This is a genomic window from Hymenobacter taeanensis, from assembly GCF_013137895.1.
Lineage (GTDB): Bacteria > Bacteroidota > Bacteroidia > Cytophagales > Hymenobacteraceae > Hymenobacter > Hymenobacter taeanensis.
Window position 1 is genome coordinate 657,672 of sequence record NZ_CP053538.1, and the last position, 25,313, is coordinate 682,984.

The following is a 25,313-nucleotide window of genomic DNA, read 5'->3' on the forward strand; positions in this document are numbered from 1 at the left end:
TTGCTTAGTAGCTACAAGTTTAGTGTACTATATCAGAAAGTAGGGTACCACGCAACTAGGTTTCCTGGCTAAAGTGGCCTAGCCTTCTTACTGCCAGTAGCTGGGCCGCACGTTGGTGCCGCGCTTACGGCAGTCAAGGCAGTCAGCGGTTGAGTATAAGTAGCCGCCACCTAAGTAAGGAGGAAGCTGTGCTATGGGAACGGGGAAGCCCGAGGAGAAAAAACTAAAAATTTCTCGCTCTGTAGGAGGCATGGGGTCTTTCGGCTGCGGAATAGTATCGGGCTTACAATACTCGTAGCCCGTAACCCGGGGCCAGTCGCTGGGCAATTCGTCGCGCGTGATAAAGAGGCGCTTCTCCCTCACCGATTGCGCTCCCACGTACCCAATAACATCTTCACTCGCATCCGTAACGTTGTGCACGTTTCCGGTGAGTTGAGAAGGCAATGGGTCGAAGAGGGTGCCAATATTCTCGGTGTTCTTGCGCAGCGTCTCCCAATAGGCATATTCATCAGGCGTGAGGGAGTATTGCTTTACCAGAATACTGTATTTCTGGCGCAGCTTCACGGTATTGCGGGGTAAGAGCGCAAGCCGCTGCTGTGAGATTACGTCCTGCGCCAGCTTTACACTAGTGCCTATTATAATTGCCGATGGAGCTTCCCTCGCCCAGCAGTTATAGATATCCTCTTTTCTATCAAACAAGCCCCCATTCCTGTACTCTAAGGTAGACCGGAAAGCGGAGGTGAATTCCCAGGTTTCGTCGTAGCTCCAACGGTAGTAACGCGACTGCTGCGTATCATCGTGGGCATTCACCCATATTTGCAGTCCGTCGCTACCTGGCCGCCAGGTGATAGAGTCAATAGCGGGGGTGGTTTTTGCTAGTGTAAAGTCAGAGGCATACTCCCGCCCGTTTGCCAGGGTAAAACGCAGGCGTACCGGCTTACTGCCCGCCAGCGAAAGTGCAGCGGAGGTATAAGTACCCGCAGGACTTTCCGTTAGCGGGTAACGCTGGCCTCCCTCCTGCTCTATAAACACCTTGGCTTTGCCTTCTACTGGTGCCGGCCCCGTTTGCCCAATACTGGTAGTTCGTTTGAGCAGAATGGTGGTTGTTCCACTGGAGTTAATGCTCCCATCAACCACCAGATAGCTACTGACAGCATCCGCCACTTTTGGCTCGAAGGGCTCAATGCAGCTTGTTAGTAAAAATAATCCGGCCCCTACACAAAGGCAGTTGCGCAAAAATAAACTAGGTCTCATAATTAACTTGAGGTACTGATAGCAAGCAATGCTTACGGTGGAGATAGTAATAGATAAGAACTGCCAAGGCGGCTCTTACTTCCAAAAGCTTGGGCGCACATTTACGCCACGCTTGCGGCAGTCTATGCACTCAGTAGTTGAGTAATATATTCCCGCTTTGTCCATAGCAATAGGAGTGTATTTCCCGTCCGCGAAAAGATCTTCACTAGTTGCTGTATCCAACGGGCAGCTTTCGTAACCCGTAACGCGGGGCCAGCTGGGCGGTAAGTCGCTTCGATCAATAAAGATACGTTGCTCGACTACCGACTGAGCGCCCACAAACCCTAGAACTTCTTCGGAAGCATCGGTGAGGTTGTGCACGTTACCTGTGAGCTGAGTAGGCAACGGGTCGAACAAGGTACCAATGCTTTCTGTATTCTTGCGCAAGGCCTCCCAATAGGTGTATTCCTCTAGGGAGAGAGCATACTGCCTGACTAGTATGCTGTATTTAGTTATCAGCTTAGTAGACCTCTCTGGTAGTAGCGTAATGGGCTGTTCCGATACCACGTTGCGGCTCAGCCTTACAGTGTTGCCCAGCGTAATAGTTGAGGGGGCTTCCTGCCCCCAACAGTGATTAATATCTTCTTGGCGGTCAACTAACTTCTTGTTTTTGTATTCCAGATAAGAGGCATACCGAGACCGAAATTCCCACGTCTCTTCGTAGCTCCAGCGGAAGTAGCGCGTGGCATTGGTTTCGTCATGCGCATTCACATAAATCTGCAGCCCTTGGTCACCGATTTTCCAGGAAACTGAGTCAATGGGTGGGGTGTACTTGGCAGGCGTATAGTCAGAGACATACTCCCGCCCGCTGGATGTAGTAAAGTGCAGTCGTACGCCTGTCTCTGCTGTCAAGGATAGAGCAGCCGAGCTATAAGTGCCTACGGGGCCTTCAGTAAGCGGGTACTGACGCCCACTTGCTTCCTCAATATACACTCGGGCTTTGCCTTCTACCGGTGCTTTGCCACCCTGGCCTAGGCCTAGCGTGCGCGACAAGCGAATGGTGCTCACCCCCTGCGTACTGATAGCACCGTCTACTACCAGGTAGCTACTCGGGGCATCCGCTACTTTCGGCTCAAACGGCTCAATGCAACTTCCCACCAGCAACGCCAGCATAATTGCATACACGCGTAACCATATGTTCATATCAGTAAGCTAACGCAACCCCCTATATAGAATGCTAAATATACGTAGTAACTCAGCTTTATCAGCTATTCGTCAAAACAGGCCTAGCGCTGCTACAAGCGCCTTAATCTGATTACGTAAAAAGGAGTGCTTTTACAACTTTCCTTTCCCCTTCTCCAGCGGTAACTTTACTTTCCGCTTCTTGCCCTAACGGCCCGAAGCCCGTTGCCCATGCCCGTCTTCTCACATCTTCACTCTCACACGCAATATTCCCTTCTTGATGGCCAGGCCAGCATCGGCGCCCTCATGAAAAAGGCCCAGGCCGATGGGATGCCTGCCGTTGCTCTCACCGACCACGGTAATATGTTCGGGGCGTTCAACTTTGTAGCGGAAGCCAACAAATATAACGTGAAGCCCATTGTAGGGTGCGAGTTCTATATGGTGGAAGACCGGCACAAAAAGGCCTTCAGCCGCGAGAAGGGCGAGCGGGACAAGCGCTACCACCAGCTTCTGCTGGCCAAAGACCAGGCCGGCTACCACAACTTGGCCAAGCTTTGCTCCATGAGCTTTATCGAAGGGGTGTACTCCAAATTCCCCCGCATCGATAAGGAGATACTACTCAAGTATCATGAAGGACTGATTGCTACCTCCTGCTGCATTGGTGCTGAGATTCCGCAGGCTATTCTGTTTGAGAGCGAGGCCAAAGCCGAAGAGTTGCTGAAGTGGTGGCTGGATGTGTTTGAGGACGACTACTACATCGAGATTCAGCGCCACGGGCTGATGAACTTTGATGGCACGGGCAAGAGCCAGGAAGACGTAAACCAGGTGCTGCTAGGCCTGGCCAAGAAATACAACGTGAAGGTTATCTGCACCAACGACTCGCACTACGTTGACCAGACCGACTTCGCCCCCCATGATATTCTGCTCTGCGTGAACACCGGGGAAGAGCACAGCATCCCGGTTGGTGACTTCCAGACGCAGTATTTCCGCCTGATTTCCCAGGACAACAAGGTACTCTACGACCACCTCGATAACCTGCGTCCCCTGTCGGGTCAGGATGCCAGCATCCGGCGGCAGCTGCAGCGCATTGATGAGGAAGCGCAAAGCCCCAAGCCGCGGGCCCGCTTCGGCTTTGCCAACGACCAGTTCTACTTCAAGACCCAGGAGGAGATGAACGCGCTGTTCGCCGATGTGCCAGAAAGCGTGGACAACACCAACGAGATTGTAGATAAGATCACGCCGCCCAAGCTGCAGCGTGATATTCTACTTCCCAACTTTCCCCTCCCTCCCGAGCACCCCACCGCCGACGCCTTCCTGCGTCACCTTACCTTCAAAGGCGCCTTCGAGGGGCCTAAAGCCCGGTACTCGGAGCGGACGCCCGAGATTGAGGAGCGCCTCGACTACGAGTTGCGCGTGATTGAAACCATGGGCTTCGCGGGGTACTTCCTCATCACCCAGGACTTTATTAACCACGGCCGCAACATTGGCGTGGCCGTAGGCCCGGGCCGGGGCTCGGCGGCGGGCTCGGCAGTGGCCTACTGCATTGGTATCACCAACATTGACCCGATTAAGTACTCGCTGCTGTTTGAGCGCTTCCTGAATCCGGAGCGGGTGTCCATGCCCGATATTGATATTGACTTCGACGACGTGAACCGTCAGCGGGTAATTGACTACGTAGTAGATAAGTACGGCAAGACCCAGGTAGCCCAGATTATTACCTTTGGTACCATGGCCGCCAAGTCCAGCATCAAGGACGTGTCGCGGGCCATGGACTTGCCCCTGCCGGTAGCCAACGACCTGGTGAAGATGGTGCCCGATCAGGTAGGTACTACGCTGCAGAAAGCCTTCGCGGAGAATCAGGAGCTGGACATGATCCGGCGCGATGATGCACCCGACAACCTGCGCGGCCAGATCCTGCGCCTCGCCGAGAAGCTGGAAGGCTCGGTGCGCAACACGGGTATCCACGCGGCCGGTGTTATTATCGCTCCCGACGATATTACCAAGTACATCCCCGTTTCCACGTCCAAGGACTCGGACCTGCTCGTTACGCAGTTCGACGGCAAAGTAATTGAGTCGGCGGGGATGCTGAAGATGGACTTCCTGGGGTTGAAAACGCTCACGATTATCGTGGACGCCATAAACCTCATTGAGAAGAACCACGGCGTCAAAATCGATATTGACGCTATTCCGATTGACGACCAGAAAACCTACGAGCTCTACCAGCGCGGAGACACGATTGGTACGTTCCAGTTTGAATCGGAGGGCATGCGCATGTACCTCAAGGACCTCAAGCCCACCAACATTGAGGACCTGATTGCCATGAACGCCCTGTACCGCCCGGGCCCGATGCAGTTCATCCCGAACTTCATTAACCGCAAGCACGGCAAGGAGCCGGTAGAATACCCACATGAGCTGCTGGAGCCCATCCTGAACTACTCCCAGGGCATTATGGTGTACCAGGAGCAGATCATGCAGACGGCCCAGATTCTGGCCGGCTACTCCCTCGGTGGCGCCGACCTGCTGCGCCGGGCTATGGGTAAGAAGGACATGAAGAAGATGGCCCTGGAGCGGGAGAAATTCTGCGAAGGCGCCGAGAAGCTGCACGGCATCAAGCCCAAGAAGGCCAACGAGGTGTTCGACGTGATGGAGAAGTTTGCGGCCTACGGCTTCAACCGCTCCCACTCCGCCGCCTACTCGGTAGTGGCCTACCAGACCGGCTACCTCAAGGCCCACTACCCCGCCGAGTACATGGCCGCCGTGCTCACCAACAACATGGGCGACATCAAGAAGGTGACGTTCTTTATTGAGGAAGCCCGCAAGCAAGGCGTGGCCGTACTAGGCCCCGACGTGAATGAATCCATCCTGAAGTTCAATGTGAACAGCCAGGGTCAGATTCGTTTCGGGATGGCGGCCGTGAAGGGCGCCGGTGAAGCGGCCGTGGAGGAGATTGTGCAGGAACGCGATAAAAACGGCCCCTATTCCGATATTTTCGACTTCTCACGCCGCGTGAACTTACGCGCCGTGAACAAAAAGACCTTCGAGAGCCTGGCCCAGGCCGGTGCCTTCGACTCGTTTGAGCGCTACCACCGTCGCCAGTACATTGAGGCGCCCTCCAATGACCAGAACGTTATTGAGAAGGCCATGCGCGTAGGCCAGCAGCACCAGGCCGCCAAAGAGTCGGCGCAGCAGAGCCTCTTTGGCGGCGGCGGTGATATGATGGCCATCCCCATGCCCAAGATTGTGGACATGGAGCCCTGGAGCCCCACCGAGAAGTTGCGCCGCGAGAAAGAGGTAGTTGGCTTCTACCTGTCAGGCCACCCGCTCGATGACTTCAAGCTGGAAATTGACTCGTACTGCACCTGTGGCCTAGATAAGGTGGAGAACTACAAGAACCGCGACGTAACGGTGGCCGGCTTGATTTCAAACGTGCTGTTCAAGACCACCAAAACGGGTCAGCCATTCGTGAGCTTTAACATTGAAGACTACGAATCAAGCCTGAACCTGGCCCTCTTCCGCGACGACTACTCCAAGTTCTCGGCCCTGATTAACCCGCGTAACTACGATAAGGAGCAGGTGCCGCCCATGTTCATCCGGGGCAAATACGCCCAGCGCTTCCGCGACTCAGACCAGTTTGAGTTTAAGATTCTGACTATGGAGCCCCTGTTTAACGTGGCTGAAAAGCTGGCCAACGGGGTGCGGGTGCAACTAGACCTGCGCACCATCACGGAGCCGTTCATGGACCGCTTTATGGAAGCCGTGGAAGGCTGCGCAGGCTCTAAGAAGCTGGAAATTAAGTTTGCGGAGCCCCATGAGCATCTGGCCGTAGACACCTACTCGCGCCGGTACCGCATTGAGCCGAAAGAGTTTATTCGGAAGATGCGCGAAATGGAAATTGACGCCTGCCAGCTGATTTAACAAGCAGGATGCGCTTTTCGAGACAGACCAGCAGAGTTGGCCATATCCTGGGGTGCATGTGGTTTACTACTGTTCTCCTGTTCGGGTCTTTTCTAGCCTTTTCTAATTCTTCTGCTGATTTATCTGGATTAGATATAGGGGAAGGGGTAGTAGAAAAACGTGGAGTAATGCCTCACCAATCCAGAGCAGCTAATGGCCTACGGGTTTCTTCAACGCTATTCTTCGTTAAGCTCTCGGGCTTGTCTCAGCTTCTGGCAGTTTATTATCCGGGTCAGGAGTACAGGTTCCTGCTGAATTCAATTCAGGTAGGCGACACACTTAAGATCTGGTATAGGCACTCGTCTGATCAGGATGTGCCTAACCTGAATACCTATCAGATTACGAAGCGAAACCAAATCGTTTTGAATCAGGAGGAATATCGGGGCAAAGAAACACTCGCGGGCTACATAGCCTTAGCAGGCGCAGTTGTGACGGTGTGGCTGGGAATAAGGCAAGACAGGAAATACAGAAAAAACAGGCAGAATTAAGTTCATTAAAACTGCCACTATGGCCGAATGAACTTTCCGGCTCGCTGCTTGTTGAAACGCAATCTGCTACCTTGCGGTCCTGTTGACCGTAAACAGCACACACATTTCAACAAACCCCCTACTATTATGGGACATAAAGCCATCGAAATTACCGATGCTAACTTCGACCAGATCATCAACTCCGACAAACCCGTGCTCGTGGATTTCTGGGCCGAGTGGTGCGGTCCGTGCCGCATGGTAGGGCCGGTAGTAGAAGAACTGGCTGGTGAATACGAAGGCAAAGCCGTTATTGGCAAAGTTGACGTAGACGCTAACCCTCAGACTTCAGCCAAATTTGGTATCCGTAGCATCCCCACCCTGCTTGTTTTCAAAAACGGGCAGATTGTAGATAAGCAAGTAGGTGCCGTTCCGAAGCACGTGCTGGCTCAAAAGCTCGATGCTCAGGTTACTGCGTAAGTAAGCCCTGCCTACGGCCTATAGAAAACGCCCCGCCTTCTCTACGTGAGAACGGCGGGGCGTTTTCTATAGGCCGTAGGCCAGTACCCTTTATTCGTCGTCGGGGTTGGTGGCACGGGCCTCCGTGGGGGGCACCTGTACGGGGCGCACGCCTTTGAGCAGCGCAAAGCTGGGAGCAAAGTTTATGGGCATGGTAAAGGTCATGGCCGTTGGGAGGTTATACTCGCGGCCGGGCTCGAAAGCAGGCAAGCTTGCTACTACCCGGCAAGCCTCCTGGTCGGCATCGGGTGAGAGGCCCCGCACCACTCGTACCTGGCCTACGCGGCCATCCTCGCCCACGGTATAGCTCACATACACCGTACCCGTAATACCCTTCCGGCGCGAGTTTTTTGGGTACGTGGTATTGCGAGCAACGTAGTTCAGCAGGGCTTCTTGTCCGCCAGGAAATTGGGGTAGCTGCCGCACCTGCACTTTCCCCATGTAAGGCGAGCCATCCTGGTTGAAAAAGGCCAGAGCCAGGGGCTTGCCTTGGCGGTCTGGCAGGGCAATAGCGCTAAGCTGGCCCGTGTTGTAGTAGTAATGCCACTCCCCAACCAGCCGGCCGGTGTGGTAGCGCCCCTCAGAGCGTTTCTGGCCGTTGCGGTGCACGCTAATCCAGCGGCCTACGCGCTGGCCGTCGTTATACTCTCCGCGCTGGCTTACCCGGCCATCCTCATACCAGCCCACGTACAAGCCATTAGCTTCGTCGTCGCGGTAATGTACTTGCCCGGCCTTGGTACCTGAGGGGTGATACCACGTGAACAAGCCGTTGCGAACGGGTGGGTCAATGGAAGACAGCACTCCTCGTAACAGCAACGTACCGTTGAGGGCATATTCCTGCATAGTATAAGTGCCCAACAGCTCACTTTTGCGGTCTACAACCCTGTAATGGGTAGCGCTATCCGGTACTGTAACCTCGTCATGATCATTCAGATAGATGGCCGGCAAACTCTGAGCCGACGCCCAGAACGGAAAACTGACCAACACGAGTAAAGCACTGACAAGGCCTTTCATACTTATTAGCTTAGACCAATTACGTAGGGGTTCCGACGAAATATACCTACTCCTGCTGTCTGGCCCAAGCACAATTTGTTTAAATCATGAAAAATACTATATTTCCTGTATCTCAGACAATTATCACCCACTCTTTTCCCTGCCCTTCTATGAAAAGTTTCTTTGTTTGTCTGTACTTTTTAGCTTTATCCAGCTTAACGCTGCAGGCTCAAACAGCACCCTCCCGCACTAGCAGCACGGTTACTACATCTACGGCGGCCCGCACGAGTGCGCATACCTCTACCGTAAAGTCAACCACGGGCCCTACTAAAGCTGACGGTACTCCTGACAGAAGATACGCACAGAACAAAGTGGCCAAGACTACCACCGTAACGGGGCCCAAGAAGGCCGATGGCACGCGCGATATGCGGTACAAAGTCAATAAAACCACTACTACCCATTCTGCGGTTAAGAAATAACTTGTAGCTTCTTACTGGCCTACACGCAAAAAAGCCCTGACAACTAATGCCAGGGCTTTTTTGCGTAAACTGATCTGCTACAGTAATTGAATTGGCCGGTTAAATGCCTCCTCCAGAGATATCAATGTTTCTGTGCGTTCAATGCCTTCAATCAGCTGAATCTGGCCGTGTAGCACATCGCGCAGGTGATTAGTATCGCGGCAAATTAAGCGGGCAAATATGCCATAGGCTCCGGTAGTGAAGTCAATGCTAACCACTTCTGGAATTTGGCGCAGTTGATCTACTACGCTATTATACACGGAGCTTTTTAATAAATAAATACCCAAAAAAGCCCGAACACCATACCCAAGCTTCTGGTAATCAATTTTCAGCGTTGCTCCCTGTACAATGCCTAGCTCTTCTAAACGAGCCATACGCACATGCACTGTACCACCGGATACGTGCACCTTACGGGCAATTTCTGTGTAAGGCATCTTAGCATCTTCAATAAGCAAGGCTAAAATGTTGCGGTCGGTGTCGTCAAGTTCGTAATTGCGGGCCATTTTTCAGTAAGTTGATTGAATATATTTCAATCCAGAAGATTCATTATTAAAAACTATGTAAATTTTAATCCAAATGTCTGAAATTATTTTATAATAATCATGAAGAGCCTACATTTGTCATAATCCAACGCAGACGGCAGCGGAGCAATTTCATACAATGTAGAGTGATGAAACTGGCAGACATGCCCTCCTCTCTCGAGGGTGGAGATTCGGGAAAAACTGGTCCGGCGGCCGGCTAACTACTCCGTGGAGGTTCGAATCCTTCTTCTACAGCTTTTTCTTCTTTGGGTGGATAAACGTGAGGAGGGAAAACGGGACGTATCTGGGTGGGTGCGTTCCTATTTTGAGAGGCGGCATCTGGGTGGGTGCCGCCTTTTGTTTTTTTGTATTTTCTGGGGCGGTTGTTTTTCTAACGCACCCTCCTTTTTTAAATCGGGTGCAAAGAACGCCATTTTTATGGCCTTATGCCCGCAAGCACATAAAAAATCCCGCTAGGCCTGTTGGTGGCCTAGCGGGATTTGGCTTTTACAAGCGGGCTTTGAGTGCTTAGCTTCTGAGTTGGGTTTTGTCCAACATGCTCAGCCGCGTAACCCCATCAGCAAGTGGCCTACTGCTGAGCTACGGCCTGGGCTTGCTGCTTGTAGCGCGCTACGCCAGCATCCAGAAACGCAACAAACTTGGTGACATCCGACTCATAGGCCACCGACGGGGCTAATGTGATGGGTTTCTCCAGCGTGCTACTGGGGTCAAGCAGTGCGTAATACGGCTGGGCATTCATGTTGAAGCGCGTGATCTGGAAGTCGAGGTTTTGCTCACCTATGGTCTTCTTTACGCGCTGGTCACGCGGAGAAGTGTACCATTGGCTGGGCGGCAGCTCGGTCTTATCATCAGCGTAGAGAGCCACCAGCACAAAGTCGTTTTGCAGGCGCTTCAGCACGCGCGGATCGCTCCAGACGGTGGCTTCCATTACGCGGCAGTTGCCGCAGTTATGCCCCGTGAAGTCTACAAACACGGGCTTGCCTTGCTGGCGGGCGCAGGCCAGCGCCTCTTGCAGCGTGAAGTACCCTGAGAGGTTATGAGGTAGTTCCAGCGTCTCGGCGAAGCGAGGCGTGCTACATAGCTCCATTGCCCCTGCTGTAGCCGTTACAGGGGCCGCGTTAGCGCTTAGCCACGCATAGTCTTGGCGGGTGGCGGGTGGCACTAGTGCTGAGAGCCCGTTGAGCGGAGCACCAAACAGGCCCGGCACCATGTAGAGCATAAACGAGAAAGCCACCGCCGACATTAGCAGGCGCGGTACACTTACATGGGTGGTTTCGCTGTCATGAGACAACCGGAATTTGCCGAGCAGGTACAGGCCTAGCAGGCCAGCCAGCACAATCCAGATGGCCAGGAATATCGGGCGCGGCAGCAGGCCCCAGTGGTACGATAAATCGGCGGAGCTCAAGAACTTGAAGGCCATGCCCAGCTCTACGAAACCCAGCACCACTTTCAAAGTATTCAGCCAGCCTCCCGAACGGGGCATTGACTTAAGCCAGGTAGGAAAAAGGGCAAACAGAAAGAACGGCAGCGCGAAGGCAGTAGAAAAGGCCAGCATGCCCAGCGTGGGGCGCAGCAGCTCTCCAGTAGCGGCGGCAATAGCCACCGAGCCTACGATGGGCACCGTGCAGGAGAAGGACACGAGCACCAGCGTAGCGGCCATAAAAAACAGCCCCGACCAGCCTCCTTTGTCTGCTTGCGCGTCTACTTTATTTACCAGGCTGCTGGGGGCGTTAATCTCGAACAGGCCTAGGAATGACATGCCGAAGATGATAAAGATAACGAACGAGAGTAGGTTGGGGAGCCAGTGGGAGCTGATAAGGTTAGCCGCATCGGCCCCAAACAGCAGGCTAAGCACTACGCCCACTCCGGTGTAAATACTCACAATAGACAGGCCGTAAACCAGGGCCTTGGTAATGGCCTCGCTGCGGCTGCGGCTGTTATTGGTGAAGTACGATACCGTCATGGGTAGCATGGGGTACACGCAGGGCATTAGCACAGCCACCAAACCGGCACCAAAGGCCAGCAGCAAGTACTTCCAGAGGCTTAGGCCAGTTCCGGCGGGCTTAGTGTCTTGCAGAACCGTACTGGCCACCGCGCCCTGCGGAGTGGCATCTGGTGCTACTACGGCGGCATCTGCCGTTACGGCTGGCGTAGTGCCGGCTTGGGCTGCGGTATCAGAAAGGGTTGCTGCAGTAGCGGGTTGGGGGGCAGTAGTAGCTGAAGCAGCAGTGGTAGCAGGAGCCGGCGTGGTGGTACCCTGCGCGCCCTGGCTGGGGCTGGCCGGCGTGGCGGAGGGCGCTATGGCTACGCCGGTTACTTCCAGGGGGCCAAACGAAAGCGGGTCGTTGCCGGGAATGCAGCGCCCATCTACATCGGTGCAGCTCTGGTACTCCGCCTCTGCCTTAATGGTAAGGGAGCCGGGCTGTAGCACCCGAATCCGCTGTTTAATAACCCCGGTTTTTTCAAAGTACGTGACGTCGCCCTTGAACACATCGTCATAATGCTTCTGCGCTCCCACCGACTTAGGGGTCCCTACCAGTTCGTAAGCCGGGCTTTTGGTGAAGCTAAAGGTAAAAACGGTAGGCCCCAGATCAGGGTCGAAGTTGGTGGCGTAGAGGTGCCAAGTGTCCTGAATGCGGGCGTTCACGATGAGCTCTACCTCATCGCCCACTTTCAGGTCTGTTTTACTTACTGTGGTGCTTAGCTTGGTAGGCGTGGTAACCTGAGCAAGGGTACTGTAGGCGCTAAGCAGCACCAGCACCACGGTCAGCCGAAATATTTTCAAGAGTTGCATGCAAAAAAGAAGAAGGACGAGTAAGGTAGCCTCAAGCCCACAAAGTACGCCAGTACCCGGCATAGTTCCCACCTTACGTTGCACCAACCGGCTCAGCCGTCGCAGGTTTTAGCCTCCCAACTAGTGGCCTAGAGCACCCTTACCCGAACCGCTTGCCCGGATTCTCGTACTTTTGTTACATAAAGGGAGCCAGGCCGGTCGAGCCGTGCCCCGCATCTATGATCTTAAATATCTTATTTACCGTTCTGCTGGTGTTGCTGAACGGCTTTTTTGTGGCGGCGGAGTTTGCCTTCGTTAAGGTTCGTATCTCGCAGATTGAGATAAAGGCGCAGAGTGGCAACCGGCTGGCCAAACTGGTGCAGAAGATGCTGCAGGATCTGAACTTCTACCTGTCAGCCACTCAGCTCGGTATTACGCTGGCCTCGCTGGCCCTGGGTTGGATTGGCGAAAGCGTAGTGGCCGAAATAGTGATGGCCATCATCGACAAGTTCCACATCACGCTGTCGACGGTAGCAGTGCACCAGATTTCCCTTGTTACCTCGTTTTCTATTATCACGGTGCTGCACATTGTGTTAGGTGAGCAGGCGCCCAAAGTAATGGCCATTCAAAAACCGGAAAGCACTACCGTGGCTATTGCGGTGCCGCTGTATGCTTTTGCTTGGGTGATGAAGCCGTTCATCTGGATTCTGAACAAGCTCTCCAACATGGTAGCCGGTTTGTTTGGGGGCCACGTAACCCACGGCCCCGAGGCCCACTCTGCCGATGAGCTGCGGCTGCTGCTAGACCAGAGCAAGCAGAGCGGAGAAATTCAGGACTCAGAGCACGAGCTGATTGAAAACGTGTTTCAGTTCAACGACCGGATGGTGAAGCAGATTATGGTGCCCCGCACCAAAATTGCCGCCATCGACGTGAACCTACCTCAGGATGCGCTCCTGGAAACGGTGTACAACGAGGGCTACTCCCGCATTCCGGTGTACGAGGGCAACATCGATAATATTGTGGGGGTGCTGTACGTGAAGGACCTGCTGCAAATTATTCGGCGGAATGAGCCCATTCTCGTGCAGAAGATTATGCGGCCCGCCTATTTCGTGCCGGAAACCAAAAAAATCAACCGCTTGCTGCGCCAGTTTCAGCGCAAGCACATGCACATGGCCGTAGTGAGCGATGAGTTTGGTGGCGTATCGGGCATCGTAACCATCGAGGACATTATGGAGGAGCTGGTAGGCGAAATCCAGGATGAGTATGATAACGAGGTGCCGGTGGTGGAAAAGGTTTCTGACCTCGAATACCGCGTGAACACCGCTACCCCCATTCCCGACGCCAACGAATATCTGCCCTATCCTCTCCCTGAGGGCGACGATTACGAAACGGTGGGTGGCCTACTGAACGTCATCTACGGTAACATTCCGGAAGTTGGTGATGTAGCCGTGCTCGATAACTATGAGTTCCGGGTTCTGAAACGCTCCCGCCGGGCTGTGGAGTTGGTACAACTGCGCGTAACCTCGCAGCAAGAGCGAGCAACTGCTGATAATGAAGAGCTAAGCCTGTAAGTACGGCAGCTGCTTTCCGCTCAACTTACCCCTTACAAAAGAGGCCTAGCAAATTGCTAGGCCTCTTTTGTAAGCTAGTATAGCTACATGCCCTACTACACTGCAAGCAAGGCGAGCAGTGTGCTATTTGCCGCTTATTAGCGCTATAATCAACAAAATCAGGCCCACTATGAAGGCAATACCGCCGATAGTAGCCACAATGTTGGTTCCCCCGATGAGGCCACCAATCAGAATCAGGACAGCACCTATACCAATTACAAGCCCGGCCCGGCCAGCCCGAGACTGTTCTTGGCTAGCTTTCGCCACTTCAGCATGCTTGTGCAACTGCTTGGCAACTTTAGCAACCACTATGCGCTTTGCCGCACTCAGAGGTGCAGCAGCCGGCGTAGCCGTTATAAGTTGCTGCTTCAAGTGCTTTGCAGATTGTGGTTCGGTAAGTACGGTTGGCTTAGGAGCTGTTGCCGCTCTTTCAGCAGAGTTTACCGCCGATAGCTCCTCTGTAGAAGTAGTGCTGCTTGGTGCATGAACCGCCACACTGTGATACGCAGAAGCGCTAGGCGCGAAGGCAAAATGATTGCTACTACATGAAGCCAGCGAAGCTGCAGCCATTACTGCACCTGCTAAATAGGTGTAGATTTTTTTCATAAAAAAACTTGAAAAATGATGTACACGACTTCTTCATTTGCTGTCGGCTTGGCTAACTAATTGATAACTGCCACACGCGTGTTCTGAAGATAAGCCTGTCGAAATTATACTTAACTGCTATAGTATCAAATAGACAACATCTCTTTACTCACCTTCTACCCGTAACCAACTAGCGTACAACACATAATTATCGGCAGTGCGCTGAATGGTGGCCTGTTGTTCTTCCGTTACGGGTTTGATTTTTCGAGCGGGTATACCTGCATAGAGGTAACCGGGCTCACACTGGGTATTCTCCAGCACTACCGCGCCGGCGGCAATTATACAGCCCTGGCCTACTACGGCGTGATCCATTACGATAGCGCCCATGCCAATTAGCACGTCATTCTCAATGGTGCAGCCGTGCACAATGGCCTTGTGCCCGATGCTTACCCGGGCGCCAATGGTGGTGGCTGCTTTTTCATAGGTGCAGTGAATCACGGCTCCGTCCTGAATGTTGGTTTTGTCGCCAACCCGGATGCTGTTCACGTCGCCGCGCACTACGGCGTTAAACCACACGGTGCAGTCAGCCCCGAGCATTACCTCCCCTACCAGGGTAGCATTATCGGCCAGAAAGCAATTGGGGCCTAGTTGAGGGGTGTTGCCCCGAACGGGCAGAATGAGAGCAGGCATAGTTGTGGGTGGTGAAAAGGTAATGGCGTAGTAAGCTGCCACCAAAGTAACAGCATAAGCCGGTACCCGTGTTTCTCCTCACCCATCTCAATTGCCCGCTTAGCGCGTCAGCATGCGCTTCCAGGTACCTTTCTCCCAGTTATACTTCACTGTGCTGGGTAGCGCCTGCCAGAAATACTTGCTGGTTTCTACGGCGAAGCTGGGCTGCATGTAGCAGTTGATGGTACAGCCTTCGCACTGGGGCAAGCGCCCTTCTAATGCCGCTAACCGTTGTACCGGCTCTGACTGATATAGCTCGTGCAGGCGGCCTTCAATGGGAAACTTCTGCTCCCCCAAGTGGTAGCAGGGCAGCACCAGCTCATTGGAGGGAGAAATAACCAGGGTAGTGCTGGCAGCCCGGCATACCGGGTTGGCCACATGGTTCCCCCCGTCGCGGCGTAGCTGTATGAACGCCTCGTTCAGGTACACTCCCTTCCGCTTACCAAAGCTAGAGAGGTAATCCAACTCTGCGGTGGTGAGCTGCTCCCCGGTTTCTACGGTGTTGTACTCAAATGCCGGGTTGAGAATCAGCATCAGGTTGTTGGGCTGCGCAATGGTGTGGTACACGGCCTCCAGATCGTGGAGATTTTCCCGAAATACGGTGAATAGTATATCAGGCCGCTCACCCAACTCCCGCGCCACCCGAATGCTTTCCAGCACAAAGTCATAGCAGGCCACTCCTCGGCCTTTGTCATGCACTTCTTTCTCCGAAGCATCCAGAGAGAAGTGCAGCATATCAACTTTGCCACGCAGCCGTTCTGCGTACTTTGGGTAGAGCAAGCAATTGGTAGTGAGCGTTGTGATAAAGCCCATGTCGTGGGCCAGGCCAATAAACTCATGAATCTGACGGTGTAGCAGAGGCTCGCCGCCCGTGAAGTCAATCACCGAAACGCCCAGGCGCTTTAAGTCGCGCAGGTTCTGGGCTACGTCTTCCAGCTGGATATAGGGCGAGGGTTTCTCCCAGATATCACAGAAAGAACACCGCGCATTGCACCGATAGGTGACGTAGTAATTACACAGAACCGGATGACGAACAAGACGCATAGGCGGGTAAAGGTACTGCACTGCCGCAACTCCGGGCTCAGCTCACTTTTATACGCAAGCTGCCATGCAACTTTATACTACTTTTGCTATTCTTCTTATTAGCCCTTAGCGCCAGGCTACCCAACAGGCCTTCGGGCTCAAAAACTACCGCAACTCCTGCGCTACCACAGGAGTTCGACTAGCCCCTGTAATGGGGTTAGCTATACCTGTTAGTGACATATTGCTTACTCTTTCCGGTTACCCTTATGCGTATTGTTACCCTGGCTGCTTCTGGCAGTTTTTTACTAGCTGCCCTTGGCACAGGCAGTTGCTCCCCCGAAAATCCACCTGTGGAGCCAGCCGCTGATGAGTTGGTTTTTGGCCAGTTCTACGGGGAATGCTCTGGTGAGCGTTGCATTGACATCTATAAGCTCGACACCCGCCATCAAGAGCTGCTGGAGGACACGAAAGATGCTTACCCTACTACTACGGCTCCGTATGAAGGCGCGTTTGTACCGCTGGCTACCAGCTTCTACCGCCGCGCCGAGGACCTAGGCCAGTACGTGCCAGCTCAGTTACTCCGAGAACCTAATGGCCCTATTGGCCAGCCTGATGCCGGCGACTGGGGTGGCTATTACCTGGAGGTAAACAAAAAGGGCAAGCGCAGCTTTTGGCTGCTTGACACGCAAAAGCGTAATCTGCCGGCTTATCTGCACCCATTGGCAGATACCCTGCGCGCCCGCATTGATCAGCTCCCGTAGGCCACTGGGTTAGTGCGGCAAAGCGCCCCAGGCGGTATCCCACTTTTTGGGAGTGGCGGCCAAGGCTTCGGGGGTAGCCGGGCCGTAGTGCTCCAGATAGTAATTACAAAACCCCTTCAGTGGGCACCGAGGACAGTCGGGCTTGGTGAAAAAGCAGACCCGCTGCCCGTGCCAGTAGTTGTGCTTGTGAAAGTTGAGCAGCACTAACGGGTCTGGGGGTAGTTGCTCCAGCAGCACTTTGTGAGCTTTATCGGCGGAGGCCTTGGGGGCAATCATACCCACGCGCTGGGCAATGCGGTGCACGTGCGTATCAACGGGCAGAATGGGCTTGTGAAAGTTGAACAGCAGCACCAGAGAAGCCGTTTTGAGCCCGATGCCGGGCATATCCGTCAGCCACTGCAAGCCCTGCTCCGTAGGCCACTCTGCCAGAAAGTCCAGCGTAAACTCGCCCCGCTCTGCCTTAATGCGCCGCAACACTTCCTGAATGCGCGGTGCCTGGGTGTCGGGCCAGCGTGTAGTTCTGATGGCATGGGCTAACTCAGCCGTGGGCGCATCCAACACCCCCTGCCAATCCCCGAATGCTTCCAGCATTCGGTCGTAGGCCAGTTCTTCATCGGCGTGGGTAGTGCGGTGCGACAGGATGGTAGAAATCAGCTCCCGCATAGGTGTGCGGCGGGGCTGTTCCAGAGTAAGCGGCTCAAAGAACTCATTCAGGATGAGATGATCTTGCCAGGTTTTTTCGGCGGGCGGCGAGGTGTAGGTGGTGGGCATAGCCCATTTACCGGCTGGCACGGCCGTAGGTTACGGCCGGCCCCAGCACGTAGGCCATAAAAAACGGCGGCACTCTGTGAGCACCGCCGTTTGCAAGACGTATTAGCTATTCCAGGCCTAGCTTAGATAGTGCCTTTCTCAGCGGCTTTCTTCAGTTTTTCGTTGGCATAGATGGCAATTTCTACCCGGCGGTTAGCCACACGGCCCGCTTCGGTAGAGTTGTCGGCAATAGGCTGGGTAGAGCCGTAACCTTGTACCGTGAAGCGCGAAGCATCAACACCTTGCTGCTGAGCGTAGTTAGCTACGGCCTGAGCGCGACGCTGCGAGAGCGGGTTGTTGATGGCATCGGTACCGGTGTTGTCGGTGTGGCCTTCTACCAGTACGTTGGTGTCGCCGTACTTCACGAGGGTTTTAGCCAGCTCTTTGATGTTGTCTTCGGCAGTAGAGGTCAGAGCAGCCGAGTTCTTTGCGAACAGAATGCCCGAGTCGAAGGTGATTTTGATGCCTTCGCCCACGCGCTCTACTTTGGCGCCCGCCATTTCGCGCTTCAGCTCAGCAGCCTGCTTATCCATGCGGCGGCCAATGAGGGCACCGCCAGCACCACCCACGGCAGCACCAATAATAGCACCACCGGCGGTGCTGTTTTTGCCACCAATTACGCGGCCCAGCACGCCCCCAACTACGGCACCACCGCCAGCACCCAGTAGGCCACCCTTGAGGGTCTTGCTCATGGGCTTCTTGGTAGTAGTGGTAGTTTGAGCCTGAGCGAAGTTGCTGCCCAACAACAGCAGAGCCAGCAACAGAGTGAAATAGGAACGAAGGGTTTTCATGAAAAAGGGGTTGAGTGTATTGGTGTGATGAGGCTCGGTTATGAAGCGCTACACTGGCGCGGCGCAAATATCAGCTAAAACTGCTACTGTGCTAAAGGGCATTTTACAACCACCTTGCCAAAAACGCCAAAACCGTAGAAAAATTATCCGGCGGCCTATTTACCTCTCTTTTCTCTGGCTCCGTCTTGGCTTAAGCTCAGCAGTATGACACTCCGCATGTAGAGCTATTCTCTCCACTTACCAACCCACTGGTTTCTCCACAACTATTTCATTTTGCAGCCGGCAGTAACTACTCCCAACGTGGCTCATGCAGCCCCGTACCTCTGGCACCGCAGTGTTTTCGCGGAGTTATTTGCCATTAGAAGTAAGCCGGTGCACTGCCCCTGAAAACACCAAGGGCCACCGTTGTCGGTGGCCCTTGGTTACTAGTACAGCAAGCGAGAATTAGAGGCGGCCTTCTTCGGCAGCTTTCTTCATTTTCTCGTTGGCGTAGATGGCAATTTCTACCCGGCGGTTAGCTTGCTTGCCCTCAGCAGTAGAGTTATCAGCAATTGGCTGGGTAGAGCCATAACCACGCGTAGTGATACGAGCCGCATCAACGCCCTGTGAGGTGGTGTAGTTAGCTACGGCCTGAGCCCGGCGCTCAGAGAGGGGCTGGTTGATGGCATCAGAGCCAGTGTTGTCGGTGTGGCCTTCTACCAGTACGTTGGTATCGGGGTACTTCTTCAGCACGTCGGCCATTTTCTGGATTTCCGTCATCGAAGCCGGACGCAGATCCGACTTGTTGGTGTCGAACAGGATGCCCGAGTCAAAGGTAATTTTAATGCCTTCGCCTACGCGCTCAACCTTGGCGTTCTGCATGTCTTTCTGCAGCTCCTCGGCCTGCTTGTCCATGCGGCGGCCAATGAGGGCACCGCCGGCACCACCTACTGTAGCCCCAATGATAGCACCAGCCGCGGTACCACTCTTGCCGCCAATTACACGGCCTAATACTGCGCCGGCTACGGCACCACCACCGGCGCCCAACAGGCCACCTTTAGCCGTTTTGCTCATGCCGGTTTTGCGGGGACCCGTACCGTTGGTGTCAGCTTCTGGAATATTAGGATTTCTGGTGGTAGCACACGAGCTCATGAAAAGCACCAGCGCCATCAGCAACGACAGAATGGAATTACGAGATTTCATCGGATTGGAATTTGGTAAAGAGAAAAGAGAGGTGCGGTTGCGTTGATTCTTTACTTGAGTTAAATGGAAAAAGTTGGACAAATATAGTTTGGTCTATATTACCAAGCCGAGGCTTTACTTTTCCAGCTACAACAAGAAAGGCTTTCTGCCGGGGCATTTGGCCCAGCAGAAAGCCTTTTCCAAAAAGCTTGCCGAAAGTTAATTTCTGCGCTCTTTACGCAGTAGTAGAGGCCTTAGTATCCTTCTTAACAGGCACTTCAGTTTTTTGCAGCATCGTCAGCAGATTGGTGAGCTTCTGCTTGAGCTCCTTCCGGTCTACAATGAAATCGAGGAAACCGTGCTCCTGCACAAACTCGGCGCTCTGGAAGCCCTTCGGCAAATCTTTGCCAATGGTTTCCTTGATAACGCGCGGCCCCGCAAAGCCAATCAGGGCACCAGGCTCAGCAATGTTGAAGTCGCCGAGCATAGCGAAGGAGGCAGTTACGCCGCCCGTGGTAGGGTCAGTGAGCAGTGAGATATAGGGAATACCTGCTTCCGAAAGCAATGCCAGCTTAGCCGAGGTTTTGGCCATTTGCATCAGGGAATAGCCCGCTTCCATCATGCGGGCACCACCGGAGCGCGAAATCATCAGGAAGGGCAGGCGGTTTTGGCGGGCGTAGTCAATGGCGCGGGCAATCTTCTCCCCTACCACTGAGCCCATAGAGCCCCCAATAAACTTGAAGTCCATGGCGGCTACTACTAGGCCTAGGCCATTAAGCTGGCCGTGGGCTGAGCGCACGGCGTCTTTCAGGCCCGTGGCCTTCTCCGTGGCCGCTACACGCTTCGGGTACTCTTTGGTATCCACGAAGTGCAAGGGGTCAGCGGAGTGCATATCGGCATCCAGCTCGGTGTAGGCCTGGTTGTCGAACAGAAAGTCGAAGTAATCGGCCGCGTCAATGCGGTCGTGGTGGTTGCACTTGGCGCAAGTGGACAGCAAACGCTTGTGCTCAGCCATTGTAGCCACGGTTTTGCACTCGGGGCACTTATACCACAGGCCGTCGGGCGTCTCTTTCTTCTGCTCCGTCGGGGTGACGATGCCTTTCTCTACGCGCTTAAACCAAGACATATATTCTTCTTAAATGAGACGTGAGGGGGAAGAAAAGCCCGGGACGTAGCGCGCCCTGGGCAGCTACTCTCAGGCTTTTTCTAAGGTGCAAGTTACGGCAGATTCCAGCAGTGGTGAAATAGTTAGCGGGGAAATGGTAGAGAGTGTTACCGGTTATGCAGGCTACACGGGTGCAAACGTTCCTGCATCACCCCCATTTCCGGTATCCTCCGCGTTTCTCGGGCTTGCCGGGGCAGTCTGATTGTAACATGCCGCCAGAGTACGCTACCTTGCCACGGGGAAAGTAGGCGAAGTGGCCTAGCTTGCTCAATTTCGGACTGAAACGTGTCTTTCTGTGAAAAAACTATCTTCTTTGGCTGTTTGGGCCCTGCTGGCTGCTACTGCCCTACCCGGCTGCGTAGCCTCCAAAAAATACGATGACCTGAAGGCCCGCCAAGCTGCCACTGAGCAGTCTCGCGCTGATATTGAACGCCAGCAGCGCCAGGCAGTGGCCGAGTTGAAAAAAACCACCGATGAGCTGGCCGAATTGCGCCTACAAACCCGCCGCTTGATTGACGACTCCACGGAAACGGGCCGCAACCTGCGTCGCACGCGCCAGCTGAATACGCAGCTCACCGATAGCTACGACAAGCTGCTGAAGAACTCTGACCGTACCATTGCTGACAAGAATGCCGATTACAACAAGGTAGCCAAAGATCTGGCCCGCCGGGAGGCTGAACTGGGCGAACTGGATGTGAACCTGAAAAAGAGCCGAGCCGATATTGATAAGCTCACCGCCGACCTAACGGCCCGCGAGGCTCGCTTAGCGGAGCTGCAGAAGGCGCTGGCTCAAAAAGACAAAGCGGTGAATGACCTGAAGGCCAGCGTGAGCAATGCTCTGCGCGGCTTTAAAGGCACCGATCTGGAGGTGAAGATGAAGGATGGCAAAGTGTACGTGTCGCTTTCAGAGCAGCTCTTGTTTAAAACGGGCTCTACCAAAGTTGACCCCAAAGGTCAGGAGGCGCTAAAGCAGCTGGCCGCCGCCCTCCAAAACCAGCCTGACGTGAACGTAGTGGTAGAAGGCCACACCGATAACGTAGCCTTTACCCGGCCTACCGCTGCCATGCAGGACAACTGGGACCTGAGCGTACTCCGGGCCACCGAAATTGCCCGCCTGCTCACGAATGGCGGCATCCAGCCCCAGCGCGTTACGGCTTCAGGCCGCTCCCAGTACGTGCCCGTGGCCCCCAACGACTCGCCCGCCAACAAAGCCCTGAACCGCCGCACCGAAATCATCCTGACGCCCAAGCTCGACGAATTGTTTAAGATCCTGGACACTAACTCATCCGGTGGGCAATAAGCCACTACTTACCTATAGTGTCCCTAGCTATTTCTTTAGCCTACCGTGTCTTATGAATACATTCACCTTTTCTATTTTGCCCGTACCGCCGATGGTCAGCGGTTAGTGCGCGAATTACACTGTTTGTACAGCTCAACGAGAAAGCCCCGGCTCATACGAGCCGGGGCTTTCTCGTTGCTGAAGTGGCCTAGGCGTGTTTAGTTAGACGTAGGCAGGTTCACGATGACACGGGCAAAGTAGAAGCCGCCATTGTAGCCGAACTGGTTGGGGTTATAGATGGTACGCCCGCGGTTGGTGTTGTCGAGGCTGGAGTTGTAGTTCAGCAGCGGGTCGACGGAGAAGTTGGTGGCGCTGTTGCGCGGATCTACCTTGAACTTGTCTGGGTACACATTGAAGATGTTGTTGGCACCCACCGTCAGGCCAATTTGCCGGGTTACCTGGGCGCTCAACGTCAGGTCGGTGACCCATTTGGCCCGGAAGGTCTGGTCGATGGAGGAATACAGGAAGTTTGGGTTGCCCGCCGGGCTGCCCAGGCGGGCATCCTTATACTGCACCGCCCCAAAACGCACTGTGCGGGCCTCCAGGCTGAAAATACCGAGGGCATAACCGGCCGTCAGGTTGATTTTGCTGCGGGGCTGTGCCGTTTCGAGGCGGCCGCGCTGCTGCCGGTCAAACAGGGTATTTTGTAGGCCAGTCTGGTCGGCATCAATGGTAGGTGAGCTGTTGACTTTGCGCACCTTCGTTTCGTTGAAGTTAGCGGCCACCGTCAGGTTGAGGTTGCCGGGGCCAAGCGGCATGCGCTGGTTGGCCACAATATCAATGCCGCGGGTGCGGGTGTTCACGGCATTGGCAAAGAACTGTACCTGGCTTACCGGCAGACTCCCCAGAATAGTGTTTACGGTAGCATTGGCGCGGCTAAACTGCGACGACAGCACAATCCGGTCTTTAATGTCAATCTGGTAGGCATCCACGGTGAGAGAGCCACTCTTCAGAATACGCGCTGTGAAGCCCAGGCTGTAGTTCTTCGACTTCTCCTGCTTGAGGGCCGCTACGCCAAAGCCTTGCTGGCCGGTGCCGCCCTGCGTGAAGCCATTGCGCACAATGGGGTTATCGTTGCTGACGGTGAGTACCTGATTGGGGGCACCCTGCACAAACTGGGTACTGGTGTTGGTGAAGTAGCGCTGCTGCAAGGAGGGCGCCCGGAAGCCGTTACTAATGGCCCCTCGTATGGCCACATCCGGCAGAATACTATAGCGGGCGGCCAGCTTACCGCTCACGTTGGAACCAAAGTCGCTGTAGCGCTCAGCGCGGCCGGCAATGCCCACCAGCAGCTTTTCGGTAATGTCGCTTTCTAGGTCGAGGTAGCCGGCCACGTTGTGACGGGAGCGGTTGAGGGCATCGGAGGGCTGATAGCCCGGAAACACCTGGGCTCCGGCCGCCGCAAACGTAGGAGGCGTGCCCGGCGTCACAATGCGGCCATAGTTTTCGTATGAGCCCCGCTCCCCGGCTTTAATCTGGTAGTTATCGTCGCGGTATTCGCCGCCAAAGGCCACGTTAAGCGTGCTTATAGTTGCCACATTGGTAAAGCGCCGCGTGAAGTTGAGGTTTGAGGTGTTCTGGCGGAAGGCAATGGTGCCAGCGTAAAAGTTGGTGGGGCTAATGCCAATGGGCAGCGAAGCATTCAGCGTATTGCTGATATCAAACTGTATCTCATTGCGGCCATAAGTGTTGCTCAAATCAATATCAAACCCCAACGCCCGCGCCCGCAGCCCCGAGATGATGGACTGGTCATTGATGGTGGTATTGATGAAGGGCAGGAAGCCATTGGGGTACAGGGTTGCATCTACCTGCGTAACCTGGCTAGGCAGGCGGTAGAAGCCCGCCGCTTTGCCCGTTCGCTGCATAGCGCCGGCTGTTACGTATGCCTCTAGGCCTATGGCGGGTGCCAGCTTGTAGCCAAAGTTCAGGAAGCCCCCGTAGTTGCGGGCTTCTGACTGGCCTAGGCGCAGGTTTTTACGGTCGTAGCCGTTTTGGGCTACCAGGGCATCATCCTGGGCTTTTAGCTCGCGGCGCTTGGCCTCCGTGTTGGCACTGCTGGGGTAGTTACCACCATTGGCACCTAAGTAAATAAGCGGAGCCGTATCAATGCCGCTGCGGTTGGTGTAGGCGCGGTTGCTGAACTGCCCGCTCAAGTCCAGGAAGCCGCGGCCATTCAAGCCAACGCCCACGTTGGCATCGGCCTGGTACAGGCGGCCGTCGCTCTCGTAGGTCTGGCCTACGGTGCTGCTGGCCTGCACGCCGGTGGTGTCATCCTTAAGCTGAATGTTGATAACGCCGGCAATGGCATCGGAGCCGTATTGGGCGGCGGCCCCATCGCGCAGCACTTCAATACGCTTGATAGACGCATTCGGAATGGTGTTCAGGTCGGTACCCACCGAGCCGCGCCCCACGGTGCCGTTGATGTTCACCAGCGCCGACGAATGCCGGCGCTTGCCGTTCACCAGCACCAGCACCTGGTCGGGACCCAGGCCACGCAAAGAAGCCGGGTCAACGTGGTCGGTGCCATCAGAAATAGCTTGCCTCGACGACTGAAACGAGGGCGCGATATACGTCAGGATCTGCGATACATCCGTCTGAGCAAACACCTTGATTTCGCGGGCCGAGATAACATCTACCGGAGCTGTAGTAAGGATATTGGAGCGGCCCTCCGTGGCGCGCGAGCCCGTTACTACTACCTCATTCAGGGCAGTTTCATTATCTACTAAGCGCACGTCGAGATTGGTGCGTCCGTTTAGCGCAATCTGCTGAGTGGCTGAACCTACCGCCGATACTACTAACGTGGCTGTAGGAGGCACGGTTAGGCTAAACCGGCCACTGCCATCGGTGCTAGTGCCGTTAGAAGTGCCTTTTTCCAGCACCGTTACGCCGGGCTGCGCCGCACCGTTGCTGCCTAACACCCGCCCCGTGACGGTTACGCTTTGTGCCTGCGCCTGGCTGACCATGACAATGGCAACTGCAGGAAATAGTAAGAGTCGTTTCATACAAAAAAGTAAGGGGTAGGGGAAAGATGGGCTGGCACAATGCCAAGTGAAACTCAACGACTAGTGGGTATTTTGGCAGGCAGCAGGTCAGAGCTCCTGGGTCAATATAATCAGTGAATAGTAATATATAAGTTATTACTATTCAGACGTGCTTTTTAC

The 25,313-nt window shown here is 54.5% G+C and carries 20 protein-coding genes; 7 read left to right on the forward strand and 13 right to left on the reverse strand.

The genetic code is table 11. The features are described 5' to 3' along the window. Positions 1 to 87 precede the first annotated feature (87 nt). Positions 88 to 1,164 carry a DUF4249 domain-containing protein gene (locus tag HMJ29_RS02780; RefSeq protein WP_244678733.1) on the reverse strand — a complete coding sequence of 359 codons (1,077 nt, stop codon included), beginning with the start codon at positions 1,162 to 1,164 and terminating at the stop codon, positions 88 to 90. 165 nt (positions 1,165 to 1,329) lie between these two features. Beyond that, entirely contained in the window at positions 1,330 to 2,436 is a 1,107-nt protein-coding gene (locus HMJ29_RS02785; protein WP_171590057.1) for a DUF4249 domain-containing protein, read from the reverse strand. Between the two features lie 210 nt (positions 2,437 to 2,646). On the opposite strand from HMJ29_RS02785, the gene dnaE reads away from it, so the two are divergent. From dnaE to trxA, 3 genes are all read left to right on the forward strand, one after another. Next, the gene (gene dnaE, locus HMJ29_RS02790) at positions 2,647 to 6,330 is read left to right on the forward strand and encodes a DNA polymerase III subunit alpha (RefSeq protein WP_171590058.1); all 3,684 of its coding nucleotides are present in this window, start codon (positions 2,647 to 2,649) and stop codon (positions 6,328 to 6,330) included. 56 nt (positions 6,331 to 6,386) lie between these two features. Further along, positions 6,387 to 6,857 (forward strand): hypothetical protein, encoded by a 471-nt coding sequence (locus tag HMJ29_RS02795; protein ID WP_171590059.1) that lies wholly within the window; start codon positions 6,387 to 6,389, stop codon positions 6,855 to 6,857. Between the two features lie 126 nt (positions 6,858 to 6,983). Further along, positions 6,984 to 7,313, forward strand: a complete 330-nt coding sequence (gene trxA, locus HMJ29_RS02800) for a thioredoxin (RefSeq protein WP_135431734.1) — start codon at positions 6,984 to 6,986, stop codon at positions 7,311 to 7,313. A gap of 90 nt (positions 7,314 to 7,403) precedes the next feature. On the opposite strand, the gene HMJ29_RS02805 is transcribed toward trxA, so the two are convergent. Further along, positions 7,404 to 8,366, reverse strand: a complete 963-nt coding sequence (locus HMJ29_RS02805) for an energy transducer TonB (protein WP_171590060.1) — start codon at positions 8,364 to 8,366, stop codon at positions 7,404 to 7,406. 149 nt (positions 8,367 to 8,515) lie between these two features. Between HMJ29_RS02805 and HMJ29_RS02810 the strand changes: the two genes are divergently transcribed. Beyond that, entirely contained in the window at positions 8,516 to 8,824 is a 309-nt protein-coding gene (locus tag HMJ29_RS02810; RefSeq protein WP_171590061.1) for a hypothetical protein, read from the forward strand. A 77-nt stretch (positions 8,825 to 8,901) separates the two neighbouring features. On the opposite strand, the gene HMJ29_RS02815 is transcribed toward HMJ29_RS02810, so the two are convergent. Both HMJ29_RS02815 and HMJ29_RS02820 read right to left on the reverse strand, forming a co-directional pair. Next, positions 8,902 to 9,366 carry an AsnC family transcriptional regulator gene (locus HMJ29_RS02815; RefSeq protein ID WP_171590062.1) on the reverse strand — a complete coding sequence of 155 codons (465 nt, stop codon included), beginning with the start codon at positions 9,364 to 9,366 and terminating at the stop codon, positions 8,902 to 8,904. Positions 9,367 to 9,973: 607 nt separating this feature from the next. After that, positions 9,974 to 12,199 carry a protein-disulfide reductase DsbD family protein gene (locus HMJ29_RS02820; RefSeq protein WP_171590063.1) on the reverse strand — a complete coding sequence of 742 codons (2,226 nt, stop codon included), beginning with the start codon at positions 12,197 to 12,199 and terminating at the stop codon, positions 9,974 to 9,976. A 218-nt stretch (positions 12,200 to 12,417) separates the two neighbouring features. On the opposite strand from HMJ29_RS02820, the gene HMJ29_RS02825 reads away from it, so the two are divergent. Then, positions 12,418 to 13,749, forward strand: a complete 1,332-nt coding sequence (locus HMJ29_RS02825) for a hemolysin family protein (protein WP_171590064.1) — start codon at positions 12,418 to 12,420, stop codon at positions 13,747 to 13,749. Between the two features lie 123 nt (positions 13,750 to 13,872). Here HMJ29_RS02825 and HMJ29_RS02830 read toward each other — a convergent pair whose 3' ends face one another. The 3 genes from HMJ29_RS02830 to HMJ29_RS02840 form a co-directional block, all read right to left on the reverse strand. Then, a complete protein-coding gene (locus HMJ29_RS02830; RefSeq protein WP_171590065.1) occupies positions 13,873 to 14,394 on the reverse strand; it encodes a hypothetical protein in 522 nt (173 codons plus the stop codon). A gap of 144 nt (positions 14,395 to 14,538) precedes the next feature. Continuing rightward, on the reverse strand, positions 14,539 to 15,063 hold the full coding sequence (locus HMJ29_RS02835) for a gamma carbonic anhydrase family protein (protein ID WP_171590066.1): 525 nt from the start codon (positions 15,061 to 15,063) through the stop codon (positions 14,539 to 14,541). A gap of 99 nt (positions 15,064 to 15,162) precedes the next feature. Beyond that, on the reverse strand, positions 15,163 to 16,146 hold the full coding sequence (locus HMJ29_RS02840; RefSeq protein ID WP_171590067.1) for a radical SAM protein: 984 nt from the start codon (positions 16,144 to 16,146) through the stop codon (positions 15,163 to 15,165). 245 nt (positions 16,147 to 16,391) lie between these two features. On the opposite strand from HMJ29_RS02840, the gene HMJ29_RS02845 reads away from it, so the two are divergent. Next, entirely contained in the window at positions 16,392 to 16,886 is a 495-nt protein-coding gene (locus tag HMJ29_RS02845; RefSeq protein WP_171590068.1) for a hypothetical protein, read from the forward strand. Positions 16,887 to 16,895: 9 nt separating this feature from the next. On the opposite strand, the gene HMJ29_RS02850 is transcribed toward HMJ29_RS02845, so the two are convergent. From HMJ29_RS02850 to accD, 4 genes are all read right to left on the reverse strand, one after another. Continuing rightward, complete coding sequence (locus HMJ29_RS02850) at positions 16,896 to 17,657, reverse strand: endonuclease III domain-containing protein (protein ID WP_171590069.1); 762 nt, start codon at positions 17,655 to 17,657, stop codon at positions 16,896 to 16,898. Positions 17,658 to 17,779: 122 nt separating this feature from the next. Further along, complete coding sequence (locus tag HMJ29_RS02855; protein ID WP_171590070.1) at positions 17,780 to 18,487, reverse strand: YiaD family glycine zipper/OmpA-like lipoprotein; 708 nt, start codon at positions 18,485 to 18,487, stop codon at positions 17,780 to 17,782. Between the two features lie 444 nt (positions 18,488 to 18,931). Next, the gene (locus HMJ29_RS02860; RefSeq protein ID WP_171590071.1) at positions 18,932 to 19,669 is read right to left on the reverse strand and encodes a YiaD family glycine zipper/OmpA-like lipoprotein; all 738 of its coding nucleotides are present in this window, start codon (positions 19,667 to 19,669) and stop codon (positions 18,932 to 18,934) included. 214 nt (positions 19,670 to 19,883) lie between these two features. Further along, on the reverse strand, positions 19,884 to 20,774 hold the full coding sequence (gene accD / locus HMJ29_RS02865) for an acetyl-CoA carboxylase, carboxyltransferase subunit beta (protein WP_171590072.1): 891 nt from the start codon (positions 20,772 to 20,774) through the stop codon (positions 19,884 to 19,886). A 334-nt stretch (positions 20,775 to 21,108) separates the two neighbouring features. Here accD and HMJ29_RS02870 point away from each other — a divergent pair, with 334 nt between their 5' ends. After that, positions 21,109 to 22,113, forward strand: a complete 1,005-nt coding sequence (locus HMJ29_RS02870; protein WP_244678735.1) for an OmpA/MotB family protein — start codon at positions 21,109 to 21,111, stop codon at positions 22,111 to 22,113. Between the two features lie 197 nt (positions 22,114 to 22,310). Here the strand turns inward: HMJ29_RS02870 and HMJ29_RS02875 are convergent, their stop codons facing one another. Then, entirely contained in the window at positions 22,311 to 25,154 is a 2,844-nt protein-coding gene (locus tag HMJ29_RS02875) for a TonB-dependent receptor (protein ID WP_171590073.1), read from the reverse strand. Positions 25,155 to 25,313: the final 159 nt, after the last annotated feature.

What these genes read in the sequence shown, in the direction of transcription:
- dnaE (WP_171590058.1), top strand. Translation starts at nt 2,647, where the DNA reads ATGCCCGTCTTCTCACATCTTCACTCTCACACGCAATATTCCCTTCTT.
- HMJ29_RS02875 (WP_171590073.1), bottom strand. Translation starts at nt 25,154, where the DNA reads ATGAAACGACTCTTACTATTTCCTGCAGTTGCCATTGTCATGGTCAGC.
- HMJ29_RS02830 (WP_171590065.1), bottom strand. Translation starts at nt 14,394, where the DNA reads ATGAAAAAAATCTACACCTATTTAGCAGGTGCAGTAATGGCTGCAGCT.
- HMJ29_RS02795 (WP_171590059.1), top strand. Translation starts at nt 6,387, where the DNA reads ATGTGGTTTACTACTGTTCTCCTGTTCGGGTCTTTTCTAGCCTTTTCT.
- HMJ29_RS02850 (WP_171590069.1), bottom strand. Translation starts at nt 17,657, where the DNA reads ATGCCCACCACCTACACCTCGCCGCCCGCCGAAAAAACCTGGCAAGAT.
- trxA (WP_135431734.1), top strand. Translation starts at nt 6,984, where the DNA reads ATGGGACATAAAGCCATCGAAATTACCGATGCTAACTTCGACCAGATC.
- HMJ29_RS02860 (WP_171590071.1), bottom strand. Translation starts at nt 19,669, where the DNA reads ATGAAATCTCGTAATTCCATTCTGTCGTTGCTGATGGCGCTGGTGCTT.
- accD (WP_171590072.1), bottom strand. Translation starts at nt 20,774, where the DNA reads ATGTCTTGGTTTAAGCGCGTAGAGAAAGGCATCGTCACCCCGACGGAG.
- HMJ29_RS02785 (WP_171590057.1), bottom strand. Translation starts at nt 2,436, where the DNA reads ATGAACATATGGTTACGCGTGTATGCAATTATGCTGGCGTTGCTGGTG.
- HMJ29_RS02835 (WP_171590066.1), bottom strand. Translation starts at nt 15,063, where the DNA reads ATGCCTGCTCTCATTCTGCCCGTTCGGGGCAACACCCCTCAACTAGGC.
- HMJ29_RS02805 (WP_171590060.1), bottom strand. Translation starts at nt 8,366, where the DNA reads ATGAAAGGCCTTGTCAGTGCTTTACTCGTGTTGGTCAGTTTTCCGTTC.
- HMJ29_RS02820 (WP_171590063.1), bottom strand. Translation starts at nt 12,199, where the DNA reads ATGCAACTCTTGAAAATATTTCGGCTGACCGTGGTGCTGGTGCTGCTT.
- HMJ29_RS02855 (WP_171590070.1), bottom strand. Translation starts at nt 18,487, where the DNA reads ATGAAAACCCTTCGTTCCTATTTCACTCTGTTGCTGGCTCTGCTGTTG.
- HMJ29_RS02825 (WP_171590064.1), top strand. Translation starts at nt 12,418, where the DNA reads ATGATCTTAAATATCTTATTTACCGTTCTGCTGGTGTTGCTGAACGGC.
- HMJ29_RS02840 (WP_171590067.1), bottom strand. Translation starts at nt 16,146, where the DNA reads ATGCGTCTTGTTCGTCATCCGGTTCTGTGTAATTACTACGTCACCTAT.
- HMJ29_RS02815 (WP_171590062.1), bottom strand. Translation starts at nt 9,366, where the DNA reads ATGGCCCGCAATTACGAACTTGACGACACCGACCGCAACATTTTAGCC.
- HMJ29_RS02845 (WP_171590068.1), top strand. Translation starts at nt 16,392, where the DNA reads ATGCGTATTGTTACCCTGGCTGCTTCTGGCAGTTTTTTACTAGCTGCC.
- HMJ29_RS02810 (WP_171590061.1), top strand. Translation starts at nt 8,516, where the DNA reads ATGAAAAGTTTCTTTGTTTGTCTGTACTTTTTAGCTTTATCCAGCTTA.